The sequence below is a fragment of the Peribacillus asahii genome (assembly GCF_003570725.1).
Classification (GTDB): Bacteria; Bacillota; Bacilli; order Bacillales; family DSM-1321; genus Peribacillus; species Peribacillus asahii.
The window spans coordinates 19,513-37,490 of record NZ_QWVS01000046.1; the positions used below are offsets into that span (position 1 = coordinate 19,513).

10 protein-coding genes and 4 pseudogenes are annotated in these 17,978 nt (G+C 37.3%); 6 read left to right on the plus strand and 8 right to left on the minus strand.

Annotated elements, in window-relative coordinates; translation table 11 throughout:
- Positions 1 to 101: 101 nt before the first annotated feature.
- Positions 102 to 1,628, minus strand: a complete 1,527-nt coding sequence (locus tag D1953_RS18020) for an amidase (protein WP_119118549.1) — start codon at positions 1,626 to 1,628, stop codon at positions 102 to 104.
- Between the two features lie 1,109 nt (positions 1,629 to 2,737).
- On the opposite strand from D1953_RS18020, the gene D1953_RS18025 reads away from it, so the two are divergent.
- Both D1953_RS18025 and D1953_RS18035 read left to right on the plus strand, forming a co-directional pair.
- Complete coding sequence (locus D1953_RS18025; RefSeq protein ID WP_119118550.1) at positions 2,738 to 3,742, plus strand: helix-turn-helix domain-containing protein; 1,005 nt, start codon at positions 2,738 to 2,740, stop codon at positions 3,740 to 3,742.
- Positions 3,743 to 4,065: 323 nt separating this feature from the next.
- Positions 4,066 to 4,149, plus strand: a pseudogene (locus tag D1953_RS18035) (cysteine hydrolase family protein); the annotation flags it as partial.
- 81 nt (positions 4,150 to 4,230) lie between these two features.
- Here D1953_RS18035 and D1953_RS18040 read toward each other — a convergent pair.
- A pseudogene (locus D1953_RS18040) lies at positions 4,231 to 4,782 on the minus strand (recombinase family protein).
- A gap of 253 nt (positions 4,783 to 5,035) precedes the next feature.
- Between D1953_RS18040 and D1953_RS21805 the strand changes: the two are divergent.
- The 3 genes and pseudogenes from D1953_RS21805 to D1953_RS21815 all read left to right on the plus strand — a co-directional run.
- A pseudogene (locus D1953_RS21805) lies at positions 5,036 to 5,122 on the plus strand (MBL fold metallo-hydrolase); the annotation flags it as partial.
- 405 nt (positions 5,123 to 5,527) lie between these two features.
- Entirely contained in the window at positions 5,528 to 5,689 is a 162-nt protein-coding gene (locus D1953_RS21810; RefSeq protein ID WP_245980234.1) for a hypothetical protein, read from the plus strand.
- 3 nt (positions 5,690 to 5,692) lie between these two features.
- Positions 5,693 to 6,133 (plus strand): site-specific integrase, encoded by a 441-nt coding sequence (locus tag D1953_RS21815; protein ID WP_245980238.1) that lies wholly within the window; start codon positions 5,693 to 5,695, stop codon positions 6,131 to 6,133.
- A 537-nt stretch (positions 6,134 to 6,670) separates the two neighbouring features.
- On the opposite strand, the gene pyc is transcribed toward D1953_RS21815, so the two are convergent.
- The 5 genes from pyc to D1953_RS18080 form a co-directional block, all read right to left on the minus strand.
- Complete coding sequence (gene pyc / locus D1953_RS18060) at positions 6,671 to 10,105, minus strand: pyruvate carboxylase (RefSeq protein WP_119118552.1); 3,435 nt, start codon at positions 10,103 to 10,105, stop codon at positions 6,671 to 6,673.
- Positions 10,106 to 10,167: 62 nt separating this feature from the next.
- Positions 10,168 to 10,884 carry a LutC/YkgG family protein gene (locus D1953_RS18065; protein ID WP_119118553.1) on the minus strand — a complete coding sequence of 239 codons (717 nt, stop codon included), beginning with the start codon at positions 10,882 to 10,884 and terminating at the stop codon, positions 10,168 to 10,170.
- Positions 10,881 to 12,311 (minus strand): LutB/LldF family L-lactate oxidation iron-sulfur protein, encoded by a 1,431-nt coding sequence (locus D1953_RS18070; RefSeq protein ID WP_119118554.1) that lies wholly within the window; start codon positions 12,309 to 12,311, stop codon positions 10,881 to 10,883. Before D1953_RS18070 ends, D1953_RS18065 begins: the two co-directional genes overlap by 4 nt.
- A gap of 36 nt (positions 12,312 to 12,347) precedes the next feature.
- Positions 12,348 to 13,064, minus strand: coding sequence for a (Fe-S)-binding protein (locus D1953_RS18075; protein WP_119118555.1), 717 nt, complete (start codon positions 13,062 to 13,064; stop codon positions 12,348 to 12,350).
- A gap of 293 nt (positions 13,065 to 13,357) precedes the next feature.
- Positions 13,358 to 14,086, minus strand: a complete 729-nt coding sequence (locus D1953_RS18080) for a FadR/GntR family transcriptional regulator (protein WP_119118556.1) — start codon at positions 14,084 to 14,086, stop codon at positions 13,358 to 13,360.
- A gap of 247 nt (positions 14,087 to 14,333) precedes the next feature.
- On the opposite strand from D1953_RS18080, the gene D1953_RS18085 reads away from it, so the two are divergent.
- Positions 14,334 to 16,037, plus strand: a complete 1,704-nt coding sequence (locus D1953_RS18085; RefSeq protein ID WP_119118557.1) for an L-lactate permease — start codon at positions 14,334 to 14,336, stop codon at positions 16,035 to 16,037.
- A gap of 766 nt (positions 16,038 to 16,803) precedes the next feature.
- On the opposite strand, the pseudogene D1953_RS18090 reads toward D1953_RS18085, so the two are convergent.
- A pseudogene (locus D1953_RS18090) lies at positions 16,804 to 17,788 on the minus strand (NAD(P)H-dependent flavin oxidoreductase).
- Between the last annotated feature and the right edge of the window lie 190 nt (positions 17,789 to 17,978).

The window sequence follows — 17,978 nt, forward strand, 5'->3', positions numbered from 1 at the left end:
TCTACTCCTCCTATAACTAACTATAGGCCTCATAAAACCTACAACCGTAATGGCATTTTAGATACTTAAATCTTTTGAAAAATCTGTTTTAAATAGTAAAATTACAACTTATTAACAACTCGTCCATGGATAGTCTGAAAGGCGTGGGCAACACGTAAAACAATATCATCTTCCCCAACTCTTCCCACAATCATCATCCCAACAGGTAGCCCCTCAGATTTTTCACAAGGTACGTTCATGGCTGGATGCCCCGTAATATTAAATGGTGCTGTATTATTAATCATTTCAAAGGCCTTGTTAACAATCTCTTCTATTGGAGCATCTGGGGAAGGGATTTTTTGTGCCTTCATTGGTGTAGTAGGCATAATTAGCACATCATAACTTTTAAAAGCATTATCATAAGCTTGCTTTAATTTTCTAGCTACATTTTGTCCTATAGCATAATACTTCCCGTTATATTGTTCATTCATATATTGACCTAGCAATATTGACATCTTGGTTGTTTCTGAAAATTCATCTGCTCTTGTTTTACGTGCTTTACCAAAAGCATCTAGAAATTTAGTACTATAGTGGCCCTTCCAATTGCTGCCCATGCTATTTCCTTTCACCATTAAAGAAGTAAGACCTTCTATACCAAACCCATTCCATATATGAACACCGTCCCTATGCATTGGGATAGATATTTCTTCTACAATGGCTCCACTATTTTCTAGAGAGTAGGCAGCGTCTCTTACTACCTGATTTACGTCTTCCTCAGAAATCCCTTCCCATTCAAAGCCTTCCTTGACGATACCGATTTTAATATTTCTTACATTCCCAACAAGTGAGTCTAAGTAGGATTTCACCTTTAAACCTGACTGCCTTGGATCTAATCCATCATCTCCAGCTATTACTTCAAGCAATAAAGCGACATCCTCAACCGTTCTAGCGATAGGGCCAGTGTGATCAATCGTCATTTCAATTGGAGCAATTCCAGTATAAGGAACTAATCCAAATGTAGGTTTTAAACCATAAACACCACACCAAGAGCTTGGAATCCGAATAGATCCTCCTTGGTCAGCACCTATTGCCATGTCAACTTCACCTGCAGCAACCAATGCTGCACTTCCACTAGAAGAACCTCCCGTTGATCTTGTGAGATCGTGCGGATTTAAAACTGGTCCAGTAGCAGAAGTATGACTGGCACCCGATAGACAGAAATCTTCACAAACAGCTTTACCAACAATTTCTCCACCAGCCTCAAGGATTCTACTGACAATAGTCGCATCCTCGTCAGGAACAAAACCCTCTAGAATAGCTGAACCATTCATCATTGGTACACCTGCTAGACTTACATTATCTTTAAGAACAATTTTTTTGCCTGCTAAATTTCCAATACTATTCCCTTTTACACTAGTTTTCCAATACCATGCATTATATAGATTTTCTTCACTATTAGGGCGGTATCCCGAAGTTCGTGGATATTTTACTGGAAGACTAGGTTCTCCAATTTGATTTAAGCGATTGTAAGATTCAAGGGTACCTTCTATTAATTTTTGGTATGAAGCTAGGTCATTATTTGTTAGGTTAAGATTAAACCCCTCTGCAATTTTTTTTAATTGTTCAATAGTTGGTCGTTTTATAGACATTCATTATCCTCCTTAATCAAGCCTTGTTAGATTTCCAAAAGGGCCACTCATTACTCGTTCTGCAATAATGACTGTTTCTAAACATCTATCACCTCCCCAAATCTTTTTTAAGCTTCTTTGTTATTCTTTTATGAGGACCATTAATTACTATAAAAAAGCCGTTTTTTTAAACGCTATGGTCTTTTCTAGGATTGTATCAACTTAATTATCATTATATTAACAACAAATGTTATCGTCTTGACCATAAAGGAACGTCAACTTGTCCGTTAGTGCACATTTTCAGAATTAATATTAGGAAACCTCACATTTACCTTTTGCTATCTTTAGTGGAAATAGATGTGCAACTCTAGTCCTTTCTTGTCTTACAAACTCACTTTGGAAGAAATCTCCTTCTCTCGTACCAGAAATATAAGAAAGTAATATAAGTTATAGAATCTATTTATCAAAGTTATTAGAAACAGAATTATAACCAAGAGAAGAAAACCAGAGACAGAGAAGGTTCAAGCAAGCCTCGTTTCCTGTTCAGAAGAAACTAGATACCTATATACTCCAGAATAATATCAAGTCTCTACAGAAATCACTTTTTACTCTAGTTAAGGAGGAATTTGTCGAAGAGAATGAGAATTCTTTTAGATAAAAGTAAAACTAGGAAAACTAACCAGATCTTTGAAGATAGAAATGAATCCAGAATGTCTAAATATAAATTTATAACTACTCCTAAACTAGTAAAAATTACTAGTGGCTAACGAAAGGCATAAGCTCGGAGCGCTTGAAACATAAATCACACATTCACTTACCAGAGAGAATTGTACCAACTCCCTTAAAGTGTGAAATATCAGGAAAAAGTCTAGAAGTCGCCATTCTCGCGGGAAGTTATTAGGATTCTTGCCCCCGTTACAAGCCACATTCCTCCTCTAATGGAGTCTAATGATGATTAAGTGGCCCACATTTGAAGTGATGGTCTTGGATTTTCTTCATACTGATGAAAACACCTTATTTGGTGTAAGAAAATATTACACATTGCTTATCCTTAAGTAACATTGACCTTAAAATTATAACTAGATTTAAACTTCAGAATTCAAAAAGGCTCTAGACTGGGGGAATTTAGATTGAAAAGAATCTTGACTACGAAACCGATAAAGGAACAGGAACGTTTCGCATATTGGCATGATATGGTCGGTGGAGCGATTGTACAGCAAGATATGTTTCAACTCTCCTCTCAGACGTTTTCAGGTCAAATTGAGACCGGCTCTTTAGAGAATATACAAATCTCTGAATTGTTTGCAGATCCGTACCATGCTGTTCATTCGAAGCGTCATATTTCAAAATTTGGGGAAGACACTTTCCTCATAATCCTACAAACTGCAGGCCAAGGTTATACCGAGCAAGATCAACGTGAGGCCCAACTTCAGCCAGGTGATTTTATCCTGTACGACTGTACCAGACCTTACATATTCCGTGGTGAACAACCGTATGAACAGCTCGTTTTCAAGTTCCCTCGTTCGTTACTTCTTGCCCGCTGCGGGCAAGCAAAGCAGATGACGTCATTACGGATGCCCGGGACACAGCATCCAGTTAGTTCAATGGTATCAACATTCTTGAGAAATGTGGCATCCTCTTATCTGGACTTCGACTCTGTCACTCAGGTACGAGTAGCTGAAAGTACTCTGGATTTACTTGCGACTGCGTTAAGCACGGCCTTCAGTGTTAAACTGAACGAGGTGAACTCCATGGCCAACGTCTATCGGGAGCGTGCCCGAGCGTTCATCTCTACCCACTTGGCTGATTCAGAACTAACTCCATCTTTGGTAGCCGCCAGCCAAGGAATTTCCCTCCGCTACCTACACAAGTTATTCGAAGCAGAAGGACAATCGGTAGCCACTTTAATTCGCAATCGACGCTTGGACCAATGTCGCCGAGACCTCGGCGATCCTAAACAAAACCATCGTACCGTTATGGATATTGCTTTTCAATGCGGCTTCAATGATGCTGCACATTTTAGTCGTATTTTCAAACGCCGTTTCAAGATGAGCCCAACTGAATACCGCATCTCTGCCTTGAACACATTGAATGAACAAACGAATCATGATTTGCTGTTTCCATATAAACAATGACAAACACTATATAAGGAAGCCCTAATTTTATCTCATCGATGACTAGAGAGTAAGCTTTAATTACACCATTTTCCTCAAACTTTTTAATACAATTGCCTACTGCTTGTACAGTCATATGGATTTGTTTACCTAAATCTTTTTATTGAACACGTGAATTTTCGGTTAATACCCTAAGGATTTGAAAATTAATTTTATCAAGTTGCATATAAAATTCCTTGCACCATGAAATGATTTTACATAAAAGTGTTTCATCAAAGTATAGTTAGAAATTAAGATATTATTTATGTTTCTATGTAATCTGTTTTTGGGCTAAGGTGGAAAAAATGAGTACAGCGTTAATTTTAGTTGATATTCAAAATGACTATTTTCCAAATGGAAAGATGGAACTAAACAATCCTGTAAAAGCAGTCAATAAGGGGTACGGAAATGACTCGAGGATTGAAGGGACACATGTGTAACAATTTCCAATTGTTATGAATTATCTTTTTCTATTTCTTTAATTTAAGATAAAACCGAGCCTGACTGACTCCTGTAACCGTGCATATCTCCTTTACGATTTTATCGGTAGTTTTATACAATTCAATCGCATGATTAATTCCCGGATATTTATCTGTATATTTTTTTACCCTTCCTTGATATTTGCCTTTTTGCTTGGCCAGTTTAATTCCTGATTTTTGCTTTTCTTTAATCATTTCTCAATCTAGCTCACTAAATACTGCTATTACAGTTAAAAAGAATTTACCAGTAGGTATTCTTGTATCAATTCCTAAGTTTAAGATAAAAAAATATATGTTCTTTTCACGTAGCTGTTCAACTAGTTGCAGCAACTGAATAGTATTTCGACCAGGACGATCCATTCGAATCACAACCAAGGTATCACCAGTAGTAATCTTGGAAAGAAGTTCATTCAATTGTTGCTTCTGGTTAGAAACACCACTGATTTCCTCCTTTACAATTTCATCTACTCCAAATTTTGTGAGTTGTTCAATTTGGGTGTCAAGATTTTGGTCTGGTGTACTTACAGTATATCCATAGATCATATTTTGACCTCTTTTGATATGTATTTTGATAGATATTATTGAGAGTCTATCAAGGAACCAACTTTTTATAAGTAGAGTGTATTCTATTGATAAATATGGACTAATCGCTTTTTACCTAAGATGTAGCTATGAAATAAAGTTTGATTAATAGTATTCTGAAATCCTTATTAAATCAACATTTTAGAAAATAGATGATTATTTCGATCAATCTTTTTTTTACAACCGGTGCAACTTTTTTCAAAACGTTATATTAAGAGAAGCATTAAAAAGTTTTATTCATGAAAAAGGAATCTCCTCTAATGTTGTGGTATCAGATGACGGCGAATCATACTCATTTTAAGAGTAAAAGAGGATGCCCCTAAATTTATTCATCACCGCTTCTTTTTTTGCCATTTCCAAACCGGTCAAATGGCGTTTTTTGGAGATGATGAAAAAAGTCATCATTTTCGATAATAAAGCTCTCCTTCAAAAAGTAGAAAAACAATACTTTTTGAAGGAGAGCTTTGACTTTATAATATCTATTAAGACAAATACATATCTATTCAAGACTAGAATATATGAGCTTTTATATAACTAGAGCTGTAGTATAAGAGTGTATAAGCTCTTGTTTCACTCGTCAACTCTTATTATTATTTAGAACATACTATCCGTAAGATACAATACTATTCATAAAATTAATATTATACGAACAATTGCTCTTTTGTAAAAACCTAATTTTCTTATTCATACTTGTGAGGTGTTTCGTTTGTCTATATCTAAGCAACATGATTATTACGAAAGAAAACTAGATGAATTGTTAAAAGAGATGCCTGACTATGTGGCGAAATATGTAGATGCTAAACAGAGTGTCCGCTCTCCCCTCACCCTTTTCAATTATGTACGGGATTATCAAGAGTTTTTTAACTAGCTCATGGCTGAAGGGATTGTCCCATGCAAATCGATTAGCGATATTAAACCTGGATATCTTGAAAACCTATCTTTGGAGGAAGCGAGTAATTATTTTAAATTTATCGCTAGGAAAAAATATAAAGTCTCAAAGAACGATGAAACGAAAAAAATCAATCCAAAAACCGTTAATCGCCATAAATCCTCCCTACGATCTCTGTTTAAATACTTGACGACAGAAGCTGAATTAGAGAATAGAGAACCTTATTTCCATAGGAACGTCATGCAAAAAATTCAGGTGAAAAAGGTATCCGAAACATTTAATGAGCGGGCCAAACATATAACCGAAAAAATTTTTATCCATGACCAAGATATTGATTTCTTAGCATACGCGAAAGGTATACGAAGTCCTTTGATAAACGAATGTCACCACATAAACTACGGCATACCTATGCTACGAATTTAGCGGAACAGACAGGTGGAGATATCCCATTAATTATGTCATAGGCTGGGGCATACGTCGTCCGATACTTCTCGGGAAAAGCTAGGAAGGCTGCAGAGCTATTAGATAAACATAGAGAGAAATAGTATTTTGCGTCTATTGGAAAACGTATGATTTAACTAACTTACAAAGAAAAAACGGGTTGCAAAATCTTAATTAAACGCTTGAAAACGAAGGGGCTGTCTTAAAAGGGTAAATCCTTTGGGAATGTAAAATAAGAAATGTTAATTTATCAGCATTTCTGTCATTCAAAAGGGGCGTGTCTAAGCCGAAAACTCGACTTATGACACAGCCCCTTTCTTATTCAAAATAACGTACTAACGTGCCGTTTTTACTTTCTAAGACTAAAGGGGTCATAACTTTTTGATTTTTTAATCTTAATAACTTCGATACTTCGTTTTTATTACATATACTTTGAATCCTCTCTATTTTTATAGTAAAGCGAATCCCTGAATATTGGCAGCACCTCATCATCTAGGAATGCATCATGCCATTAAATTTTCACTTAGAAATTTCAATCAATAAATCCCCTGTACTAATTGCTTCACCATCTTTTACATAAATACTTTGAATCGTTCCAGAGAACGGTGCTTGAACAGTTGTTTCCATTTTCATTGCTTCGGTAATAATCAGATGATCGCCTTGCTTCACTTGATCACCTTTTTCCACGACTACTTTGATGACTGTTCCAGGCATTGTTGCTCCGATATGATTTTCATTTTTTGCATCAGCTTTTACTTTAGTAACAACAGATGATTTAACACTTTCGTCCTTAATTAGCACTTGGCGTGATTGACCATTTAATTCAAAGTACACAACGCGTGTGCCATCTGGCATCGGTTCACCTAATGAGACAAATTTAACAATTAACGTTTTTCCTCTTTCGATTTCGACTTCGATTTCTTCCCCTAGTCTCATACCGAACAAGAATGTTGGCGTATCAAGATTTGAAACATCGTCAAACATCTCTTGCTTTTTCATATATTCTAAAAATACTTTTGGATATAAAGCATAGGCAAGTACATCCTGATTAGATGGTGTACGACCGATTTCTTTCTCTAATTCTTGTTTTAATGCATCCCAATCAACCGGTTCGAGTAATTCACCTGGTCGAACAGTAATGGCCTCTTTCCCTTTTAAAATTACTTCTTGGAGTTCTTTCGGGAAACCTCCTTCTGGTTGTCCTAGAAAACCTTCAAATAATTCAATAACTGAGTCTGGGAAATCAGTTGTTTTCCCTTTTGTTAACATATCTTCTTCCGTTAAATTATTTTGCACCATAAATAGCGCCATATCACCGACAACTTTAGAAGATGGTGTTACTTTTACAATATCACCAAACATCACATTTACGCGGCTATACATTTCTTTTACTTCGTCCCAACGATCGCCAAGCCCAACGCCTTTAGCTTGTTGTTGTAAATTACTATATTGACCACCAGGCATTTCGTGTTTATACACTTCAGTATGTGGTGCATTCATGCCACTTTCAAAGTCACGATAGTATTTACGCACCTCTGCCCAATAGTGAGATAATTGCTCAAGTGAATCGATTTCAATCTTAGGCTGTCTTTCATTTTCTTCTAGTGCATAGTATAAAGTCTGCACACTCGGTTGAGACGTTAGCCCAGCTAACGAACCAATTGCCGTATCAACGATATTAACACCTGCCGCAATGGCTCTTGAATACATAAACACACCGTTACCACTTGTATCATGAGAGTGCAAGTGAATTGGAAGAGAAACTGTATCCTTCAACTCGGAAATTAAACGATAGGCTGCCTCAGGTTTTAATAAACCAGCCATATCTTTAATCGCTAAAATATGAGCCCCAGATTGTTCTAATTCTTTAGCCATATTTTTATAGTACTGAACATTATATTTTGCTCGACTTGGATCATTGATGTCCCCTGTATAACAAATCGTTGCTTCTGCAAGTTTACCAGCTTGTCGAACCGCATCGATAGAAACTTCCATACTTTTCACCCAGTTTAAGCTATCGAAAATTCGGAATACATCAATACCTGATTCTGCTGCTTGTTGAACAAACTCACGAATTACATTATCTGGATAGTTTTTGTACCCAACAGCATTTGACGCTCTAAATAACATTTGGAAAAGCGTATTAGGTATTCTCTTTCTAAGTCTTTCTAGTCGAACCCAAGGATCCTCATTAAGGAAACGATATGCTACATCAAATGTCGCTCCGCCCCACATTTCCATTGAAAATAGGTTAGGAAGTAGCTTTGATGTTGGCTCAGCAATATTTAATAGATCTTTCGAACGAATTCTTGTTGCAAGTAATGATTGGTGAGCATCACGGAAAGTAGTATCGGTAAGCAATACTTCTTTTTGTTCTTTAATCCATTCAACAACACCATCTGCACCTTGCTCGTCTAAAATATTTTTCGTACCTGCTACAAAAGGAATATGTTTTACATTTGGAATAGTTGGTTCATCAAATACTGGTTTTTTGCGTTTTTCAATACCCGGAAAACCATTTACCGTTACATTTCCAATATAAGCAAGCATTTTTGTTCCACGGTCTTTTCTTTCGGGAAAATCCAATAACTCAGGTGTTGTATCAATAAACGATGTATCATATTCACCTGTTAAGAACTTTTCATTTTGAACGACATTTTCAAGGAACGGAAGATTCGTTTTGATACCACGAATTCTAAATTCCCTTAAATTTCGTAACATTTTAGCTGCTGATTTTCTAAATGATGTTGCATGTGTAGAAACCTTCACAAGCAATGAGTCATAATAAGACGTAATCACGGAACCCTGGAACCCATTTCCTGCATCTAAACGAACCCCGAAACCACCACCTGAACGATATACATTGATTCGTCCAGTATCTGGCATAAAGTTATTTAAAGGATCTTCCGTTGTTACACGAGATTGAATTGCATACCCATGTGTTTTAATATCCTCTTGCTGCGGGATACCGATTTCACTGCTGTGCAGATTATGACCTTCCGCAATTAGAATTTGTGATTGAACAATATCTATATCCGTAATCATTTCTGTAATCGTATGCTCTACTTGAACACGTGGATTTACTTCAATGAAATAAAACTCATCGTTAGCAACTAAAAATTCCATTGTTCCTGCATTCACATAGTCTACATTCTTCGCTAGTTTGACAGCTGCTTCACAAATTCTTTCTCTTAATTCTGCTGAGAGCGATACAGATGGTGCTACTTCAACCACTTTTTGATGACGTCTTTGTACAGAACAATCACGTTCATATAAGTGCACAATATTTCCATATTTATCACCTAGAATTTGCACTTCAATATGCTTTGGATTTTGAATATATTTCTCTACATATACTTCATCGGAACCAAAAGCCGCTTTTGCTTCTGATTTTGCACGATTATACGCTTCTGTCGCTTCTTCTAAGCTATGGACAATACGCATGCCTCGACCGCCGCCGCCAAGAGAAGCTTTAATAATAAATGGAACTCCGTGCTGCTTACCAAACTCGATAACTTCATCAACGCTTGAAACTGGCCCGCTGCCAGGAATAACAGGAATCTGAGCTAGCTCTGCTTGTGTACGCGCTTTTACCTTGTCTCCGAACATATCTAGATGCTTGGATTCTGGACCGATAAAAATAATGCCTTCTTCTTCACATCGTTTTGCAAATTCAATATTCTCTGAAAGGAATCCATAGCCTGGATGAATCGCATCCACTCCATTCATCTTAGCGATTTCAATAATTCCTTCAATATCTAAATAAGCATCAATCGGCTTTTTGCCTTTTCCGACAAGATAGGCCTCATCTGCTTTATAACGATGATAAGCACCAGAATCTTCTTTTGAGTAAATAGCCACCGTACTAATGTTTAATTCTGTACAAGCTCGAAAAATTCTAATGGCAATTTCTCCACGATTAGCAACAAGCACTTTTTTTATAGACTTTCTCATTTCTCCACCACTCTCGTTTATACTTAAAAAAAGATTAATAGAAATTTAATGACAACCTTTTCCTATAAATCCTCAACAACGATATAGGTTGCCTTAATAGGTCCATGCACACCCACAACAAGAATCATTTCGATATCTGCTGAGTTACTTGGTCCAGTAATAAAGTTGATACAAGAAGCTACTTGCTCCCCACTTTTCACTTTTTCCCGAATAATCCGTGCTGCTTGTGTCATTCGGGGAACAATGCTGCTCTTAGGGATGATGATTATAGACGTTGCTGGTAAAAAGCTGACCGTTCTTCCTTTATCTTTACTGCTAAAAAGAACAGCTGTACCTGATTCAGCTAAAGTAATATCACTAATCGTAATCCCTACGTTTGCAACGTTAGCCTTCTCTATATTTTCTTCCTTTTTTGTATAGTTCCAAACATGAAGATCCACACCGTCTTGCGGCCATTCTTCCTTCATTAGCTTGGTTAAACCATATTGATCAAAACGTTCATCTTTCCAAGTAATAACCGGCCCGCCACCATAGCGATTCACTACTTCTTTCAATGAGTCTGATAGCTTCGCTGTATTCGTAATCACAAAATCAGTATGAATATTTTTACATTGTTCCTTTAATACATCTACTAATTCATCTTGTGTTGCATTTTTTAGCACTTCATCTTGAGGATGGTATGCCCATTCGGGTCTTTTTACAATTGTTTTTCGGTCACGACCTAGTCGATTAGCGATTTTATCCAAAAATACATTACGATTCTGGATCATTCCATTCATGATTGTTCCCCTCCTTTTGGGCGATTTTTAAACCAATCTCGGAATCTTTCTTTGTTCGGTGCAGGAAATTCTCTGGCCTCTGTCCATGCTTTTAAAGGTCCAGGACCTTTTGAGATTTTATTGCCATTGGTAAATGGTGACATAACAGGGGATGCCATTTTTGAACCAATCTTATACATCGCAGGTGAGGATGCTCCAAGACCAAATGCCTTCATTAATAGCTTTTCAGATACAGGAGAACGCCCTTCCTTCTCCACAATGACTTGACGATGCTTATGAAGAAGTTCGTGCAACGGTATTTTCACAGGGCACGCTTCTGTACAAGCTCCGCATAATGTAGAAGCATACGGTAATTCTTTATAATCATCATACCCGCCAAGTAACGGTGATAAGACCGCTCCAACCGGGCCAGAATAAATCGATCCATAAGAATGACCGCCAACATGCCGGTAAACCGGGCAGGCATTTACACATGCTGCACAACGGATACATTGTAGAATCGGCTGGAATTCTCCGCCAAGAATGTCAGATCTGCCATTATCAACTATCACAAGGTGAAACTCTTCAGGTCCATCCACATCCCCTCCTTCTTTTGGACCAGTTAAAGTCGTGATATAGCTTGTCAATTTTTGCCCTACTGCACTTCTTGTCAATAAACTCACAAGTACTTCCATCTCTTCGAAGGTTGGGACAAGTCTTTCCATTCCCATAACGGTAATTTGTGTTTTTGGCAATGCCGCAACTAAATCTGCATTTCCTTCATTTGTTACTAGAGTGATTGAACCTGTTTCAGCAATAGCAAAATTACAGCCAGTAATCCCTACATCTGCCGTCAAATATTCCTGACGGAGTTTTTCACGGGCATGTAATGCTAGTTCTTCTGGTTTTTCTGTTTTTTTATAACCTTGCTTTTCCTTAAAAACATCACGGATTTGCTCTTTATTTTTATGTAAAGCTGGAACAACAATATGAGATGGCGGTTCATGGTCACCCACTTGTAAGATGTACTCGCCAAGGTCCGTTTCAATGACTTCACAGCCCAATTTCTCTAGACCTGCATTTAAATTGATTTCTTCTGTTACCATTGACTTTGATTTCACAATCTTTTTAGCATTTTTCTTTTCTACTACATTTTGAATATATGAAGTTGCCTCCTCGGCCGTTTGCGCAAAGTAGACATGACCGCCTCTTTTGGAGACATTTTCGCTTAATTCAAATAAATAATAATCTAAGTTGTCCAAGACATGCTGACGGATTTCTTCTCCATGTGAGCGCCATTCTTCCCAGTTCCCTAGCTCTTCTGCTGCACCGAGCCGGCGTGTTTGAAATCGTTCCTGCGCACTAGAAACAGCACCACGCATAAAGGAATCTTGCAATCCCTTATCCACACGGTCATTAAACTTTTCAACACTTGTTTTCATTGCCATGTATGAATACCCTCCTTTTTCAATCATTCGATCCACTTATCGGCTATTAAGAACCTCTGCAATATGCATCACTTTAATTGGCTTTCCCTTTCGATCAATGCGGCCGCCAATATTCATTAAACAGCCTGCGTCAGCACCAATGATGATATCCGCTCCTGTTTCTTCAATATTGCATACCTTTTCATCAACCATTTGCTCGGAAATGTTCCCCATTTTTACCGAGAAGGTCCCACCGAATCCGCAGCATCTTTCTTTGCCGGAAAGCTCTGAAAATTCCAAGCCTTTCACATTTTTTAACAGTTTCATTGGCGCCTCTTTTACACCGAGTAATCTCGTCATATGACAAGACGTATGGTATGTCGCTCTGCCTGCCAGCTGTGCTCCTACATCCTCGACTTGTAAAACATCAACAATGAATTGAGTTAATTCATATGTCTTTGCAGCAAGGGATTTTGCTTTAGGCTCCCAGATTGGGTCACCTTGAAAAATATGCGGATATTCATGAAACATATAGGCACATGAACCTGATGGAGATACCACATATTCCGCATCTTCAAAAGTCGTAATCATTCTTTTCATCGCATTTTTCGTGTCCTCTACATATCCGCTGTTATAAGAAGGTTGACCACAGCAAATCTGTGATTCCGGAAATTCAATTTCACATCCAAGTCTTTCTAATACTTCAACGACTGCTTTTCCTACATCACTTTGAAACATATCTACCAAACAAGTAGCAAAAAGAGTTACCTTCAAATTTTCTCGCTCCCTTAATAAAATTTATTCTCTATTTCAATATCACCATCTAATCAGCAGGTCATCAGATGACTGAAAATTAAAAAATACTTATCTATTATTTTTATATTACTACAACGTTCTCATTGATGATAGTGCTTACATAAAATTTCTGTAGAAAAAATTGGATTTTCGTAACTCCTGATTGCAGAATTCTTAGTTTTTCTTGTATCTTCCTCCGTTGGGATATAAGTTTTTAAAAGTATAAAAAAGGGAAATGGTGTTCCTAATAATGACACCATTTCCCTTTTCAACTATTGTTCTTCATCTGTCTCTTGGAAATATTTACTTAGAATATTTTCCACATTTTCAAGGTGTGAGAGCATTGCTATTCGCGATTTTTCCTCGTCTCTTTCTTCAATAGCCTGATAGATTTGAACATGTTCTCGATATAACTTTTCAATCGTTGTTTGTTTGGAGAACAACCATAACCGTCTTGTTTCTTTCATCGTTTCAATCATGAGTTCGGAAATTTGATCTAATATAGTTGATAATAATGGATTATGAGATGCTGCAGATAAAGATAAGTGAAATTTGAAGTCTGCTTTCTCACCTAATTCTTCATCACCTTGTACCGACTTCATTTCATCAAGAGCTTCGGACATAGCTTTAAGATCTTTTTCATTTCGATTTTTCGCTGCAGATATAGCTGCGCCCGTTTCAATAATTTTCCTAACTTCTAAAAGATGTAAGACATCCTTTTTGTTCATCAGAATGGCAGATGAAAGAGGAAACATGATCTTTCTTGCTTCAAACTCCTTAACAAAGGTCCCTTCTCCTTGTTTTATTTCAACTAAGCCCATTGCCTTTAAAGCGGATAATGCCTCTCTTATAGCTGATCTACTAACCTGAAAGTTTTCTGCTTGCTGTTCCACCGATTCTAACCTATCACCAGGCTTTAATTGTCCTGTTCGAATCATTTCATGTAAGGCTTCTGCCACTTCTTCATATATTTTTTTCGGTTTGATTCGTTTATACTCCAACCTATTCCACCTCATTAGATGCTTGCATTAATATCTATAGTATACATCATTATTTACACTCTGTTTATGTTTCAATTATTTAATCATGACACATTAAAATGAAAAATTTTCAAAAAATTGTTGAATTTTTGAAAATTGGTAAATATAATCTTATCATACAGTCATCTGATGACCTTATCTATTAAATGTACTAGATTTTGAAAACGATTACTTTTAGAGGTGATTAAATTAATAGGAGGAAGAGACTTTGACATTTACACAAAATTTTACAGTTGTTGGTGACAATCTTGCTTTAACAGCAGTTGTTGCCCTGATTCCAATTCTTTATTTTTTCTGGGCGTTGGCTATTAAAAGAATGAAAGGCTATATTGCCGGATCAACCACTTTGCTTCTTACATTAGTGCTTGCTGTATTCGCATTTAAGATGCCTGTTGTGACAGCGGTGATGTCAGCAACACAAGGAGCTGTGTATGGTGTATTACCAATTGGCTGGATCATCATTACATCTGTGTTTCTTTATAAGCTGACAGTCAAAACAGGACAATTTGATATTATTCGCAGTTCTGTCTTATCAATTACGGAGGATAGACGTATACAGGCGTTACTCATTGCCTTCTCTTTTGGAGCATTTCTTGAAGGTGCTGCTGGATTTGGTGCACCTGTTGCAATTTCGGCTGCCTTATTAGTTGGTCTTGGATTTAACCCTTTATATGCAGCTGGTCTTTGTTTAATTGCTAATACAGCACCCGTTGCATTTGGCGCAATTGGTATTCCAATTATTGCAATGGAGGGCCCTACAGGTATTCCTGCTACGGAAGTTTCAAAAATGGTGGGCCGTCAATTACCGTTCCTATCCGCTTTTATTCCTTTTTATCTCATTGTCATGATGACGGGATTTAAAAAAGCATTTGAAGTGATGCCTGCCATTCTAGTTTCCGGTTTGACTTTTGCTATAACACAATATTTATCTTCTAACTTTTTAGGACCTGAATTACCAGATGTTCTTTCCGCTTTAGTATCATTATTTGCATTGGCTATTTTTATGAAGTTTTGGAGGCCAAAAACTATTTATCGTTTTTCTGCAGAACACGAAATAGCTGCAACTACGGCAACAACTATGACAACAACTACACCAAAACAAAAACATAACTCGTATACCAGCGGTAAAATTTTTAAAGCATGGTCTCCATTTTTAATTTTGACTGGATTTATTTCTATCTGGGGAATTCCAACTATCAAACTAGCTTTAACTGGTCATTATGAAGGAACAAATACTATTTTAAAAACAATCAACTCACTTGGACATTTTTTCACATTTACTCCAGAAGTCCCATGGCTGCACAATAAAGTTATTGGCGCTTCGGGAGAACCAATCGCTGCTATATATAAGCTTGAAATTTTGGGTGCAGCTGGGACAGCCATTCTTTTAGCGGCGATTGTTACAAAATATATTGTCTCAATCTCTTGGCGCGATTGGGCATTAACATTCGGTGAAACAGTGAATGAATTAAAATATCCAATCATAACAATCGCCACTGTTGTTGGATATGCTTATGTAACCAACGCATCTGGAATGACCACGACTCTTGGAATGGTCTTAGCAAAAACAGGAGCACTATTCCCTTTCTTTGCTCCAGTCCTAGGATGGCTCGGCGTATTCATCACAGGCTCGGATACATCCGCAAACCTATTGTTTGCCAAATTGCAACAAGTTACAGCAACATCGATTGGTATGGATCCAGTACTCGCACTTGCCGCTAACTCATCAGGTGGGGTAACCGGTAAAATGATTTCACCACAATCGATTGCCGTTGCTTGTGCAGCAGTTGGATTAGCTGGTAAAGAATCAGATTTGTTCCGCTTTACCATTAAGCATAGTCTTTTCTTATTATTACTAATCTGTATCATCACGTTCCTGCAAAATAATATATTAGCTTGGATGATTCCTTAAAATAAAGCACTTCCAATCTTAATTGACATTAATAGTTAGTGATAGTAAAATCTTGCAATCTATTTTTGAAAACGTTTTATTAAATTCAAATAGTAAATCTCAACAGGGTCAGAGCCACTTACAAATATCCTGTATTGTGAGGAATGTGAAAAATTCAAAGGAACTAACGCCGCTGGTTCTTCATTCTCTGATTGAGAAGATTACTTGCAGTCACGATGGCACCGTCCATATTTAATAAAGCTTTGTAAATTCGTTAAAGAAACACGAAAAGGCAACGCCCCCAAAGGGTTAGTTGCCTTTTTTAAATGAGTTGTGCGACACACTTAACATGTGTAGAGTTTACAGTGTGAACAGATTTATGATGTGTCCCCGATAGATTCAGCGCCCCCCCACTCTGTCAATCTCACTGGACTAAATTAAGTTAGTTCAACTGAATTAAATAAGTTCGAAATCGGAATATAAAAATCACATAACTTCCAATTAATTATTTAATGTCTCCGCTTTCAACTTGCGCGGACTGTATGTGGCAACACAAGAGATGTTGGTAAGTTTATCGTATTTATACAGTAAAAGGATCTAACAATTATTAAATAATAAATATAAAAGTTTGTATCGATAATTACCAGGTAATCATTATACAGGCTCTTAAATTCTTATTGAACTACAGCCACCCGTTCATCTTTTTACAATCTTTGCTTTCACAATAAAAATGGTTGCCGTAGCAACCATTAACGATTCAGATAACGTCTCATAAATATAGTGAAAATTATCGATGAGCCTGCTCTCCGATAATATTATCTATACGATTTAATCCTTTTTCTGCTGTTAGAGTCATTTCATCAAATAACTCCTGAACAGTAGGAATATTGTTAATAAGTCCAATTACTTGTCCAGCCCATCCAAAACCTTCTACTTCATTCCCATCATAGATATATTCGAGATTTGCTTTCCCGCTGATCACATCTTTCAGATCTTCGTAGGTTGCGCCTTCTTGTTCACGTTCGATAATATTCAAGGCAAAGTCGTTTTTCAAGACTCGCCCCGGTGCCCCTAATGTTCTCTTAATTATGACTGTATCCGTCTCTTTTGCATGAACGATTGCCTGCTTATATTTCTCGTTTGCATGAATACACTCTTGAGTCGCAATAAAGCGAGTTCCCATTTCAATTCCTTCTGCGCCAAGTGAAAGAGCTGCCAGTAGACCTCGCCCATCGCCAATCCCTCCACTGGCTATTACAGGAATGGATACAGAATCTACGACACGAGGAATAAGCACCATTGTACCAATATCATCACGTCCTAAATGACCTCCGCCTTCCTGTCCAACTGCCATCACCGCATCAGCACCTAATTCTTCCGCTTTTTGTGCTTGTCTAACTCCAGCTACAAGTACAAGAGTTCGAATATTTTCTCCTTTGATTCGTTCAAAAACAGGCTGCGGATTCGCTCCTGTTAAAGAGATAGCCGGCACCTTTTCCTCAATTGCAACTTCAAGTAACTCTTGATATTTTCCATCGTTATCGTGCTTTGCAATAGCAAAGTTTACACCAAATGGCTTATCGTTAAGTGTACGAACTTTCTGGATTTCTGCCCGGAGTTTCTCTGGTGTACCTAGTGTCGCTGCAGTAATTTGCCCAAGTCCGCCCGCATTTGAGACAGCAGCTGCCAATTCAGCATAAGCAAGATAAGCAAGCCCCCCCTTTTATAATCGGATATTTAATTCCAAAAATCTCCGTTACTCGCGTTTTCATCGTTTCTCCCACTCCTTTTCAGATGTTCTATGTATGTTGTTAAATATTCCATATAAAGGATTATTAATCCTGCAAATATTCCGAAAGGAGAAGCTCTTGTTGTGTTAATCTGCCCGTTACTTGAATAAGGAAAAAGCGATCCTTCGCTATGGAAGAATCGGTTGCAATAGGTAAGCGTTTGAAGTAGTCT

Excerpts from the sequence above, each read along its gene's own strand:
- D1953_RS21815 (WP_245980238.1), top strand. The coding sequence starts at position 5,693 with ATGGCTGAAGGGATTGTCCCATGCAAATCGATTAGCGATATTAAACCT.
- D1953_RS18070 (WP_119118554.1), bottom strand. The coding sequence starts at position 12,311 with ATGGCAATGAAAACAAGTGTTGAAAAGTTTAATGACCGTGTGGATAAG.
- D1953_RS18020 (WP_119118549.1), bottom strand. The coding sequence starts at position 1,628 with ATGTCTATAAAACGACCAACTATTGAACAATTAAAAAAAATTGCAGAG.
- pyc (WP_119118552.1), bottom strand. The coding sequence starts at position 10,105 with ATGAGAAAGTCTATAAAAAAAGTGCTTGTTGCTAATCGTGGAGAAATT.
- D1953_RS18065 (WP_119118553.1), bottom strand. The coding sequence starts at position 10,884 with ATGAATGGAATGATCCAGAATCGTAATGTATTTTTGGATAAAATCGCT.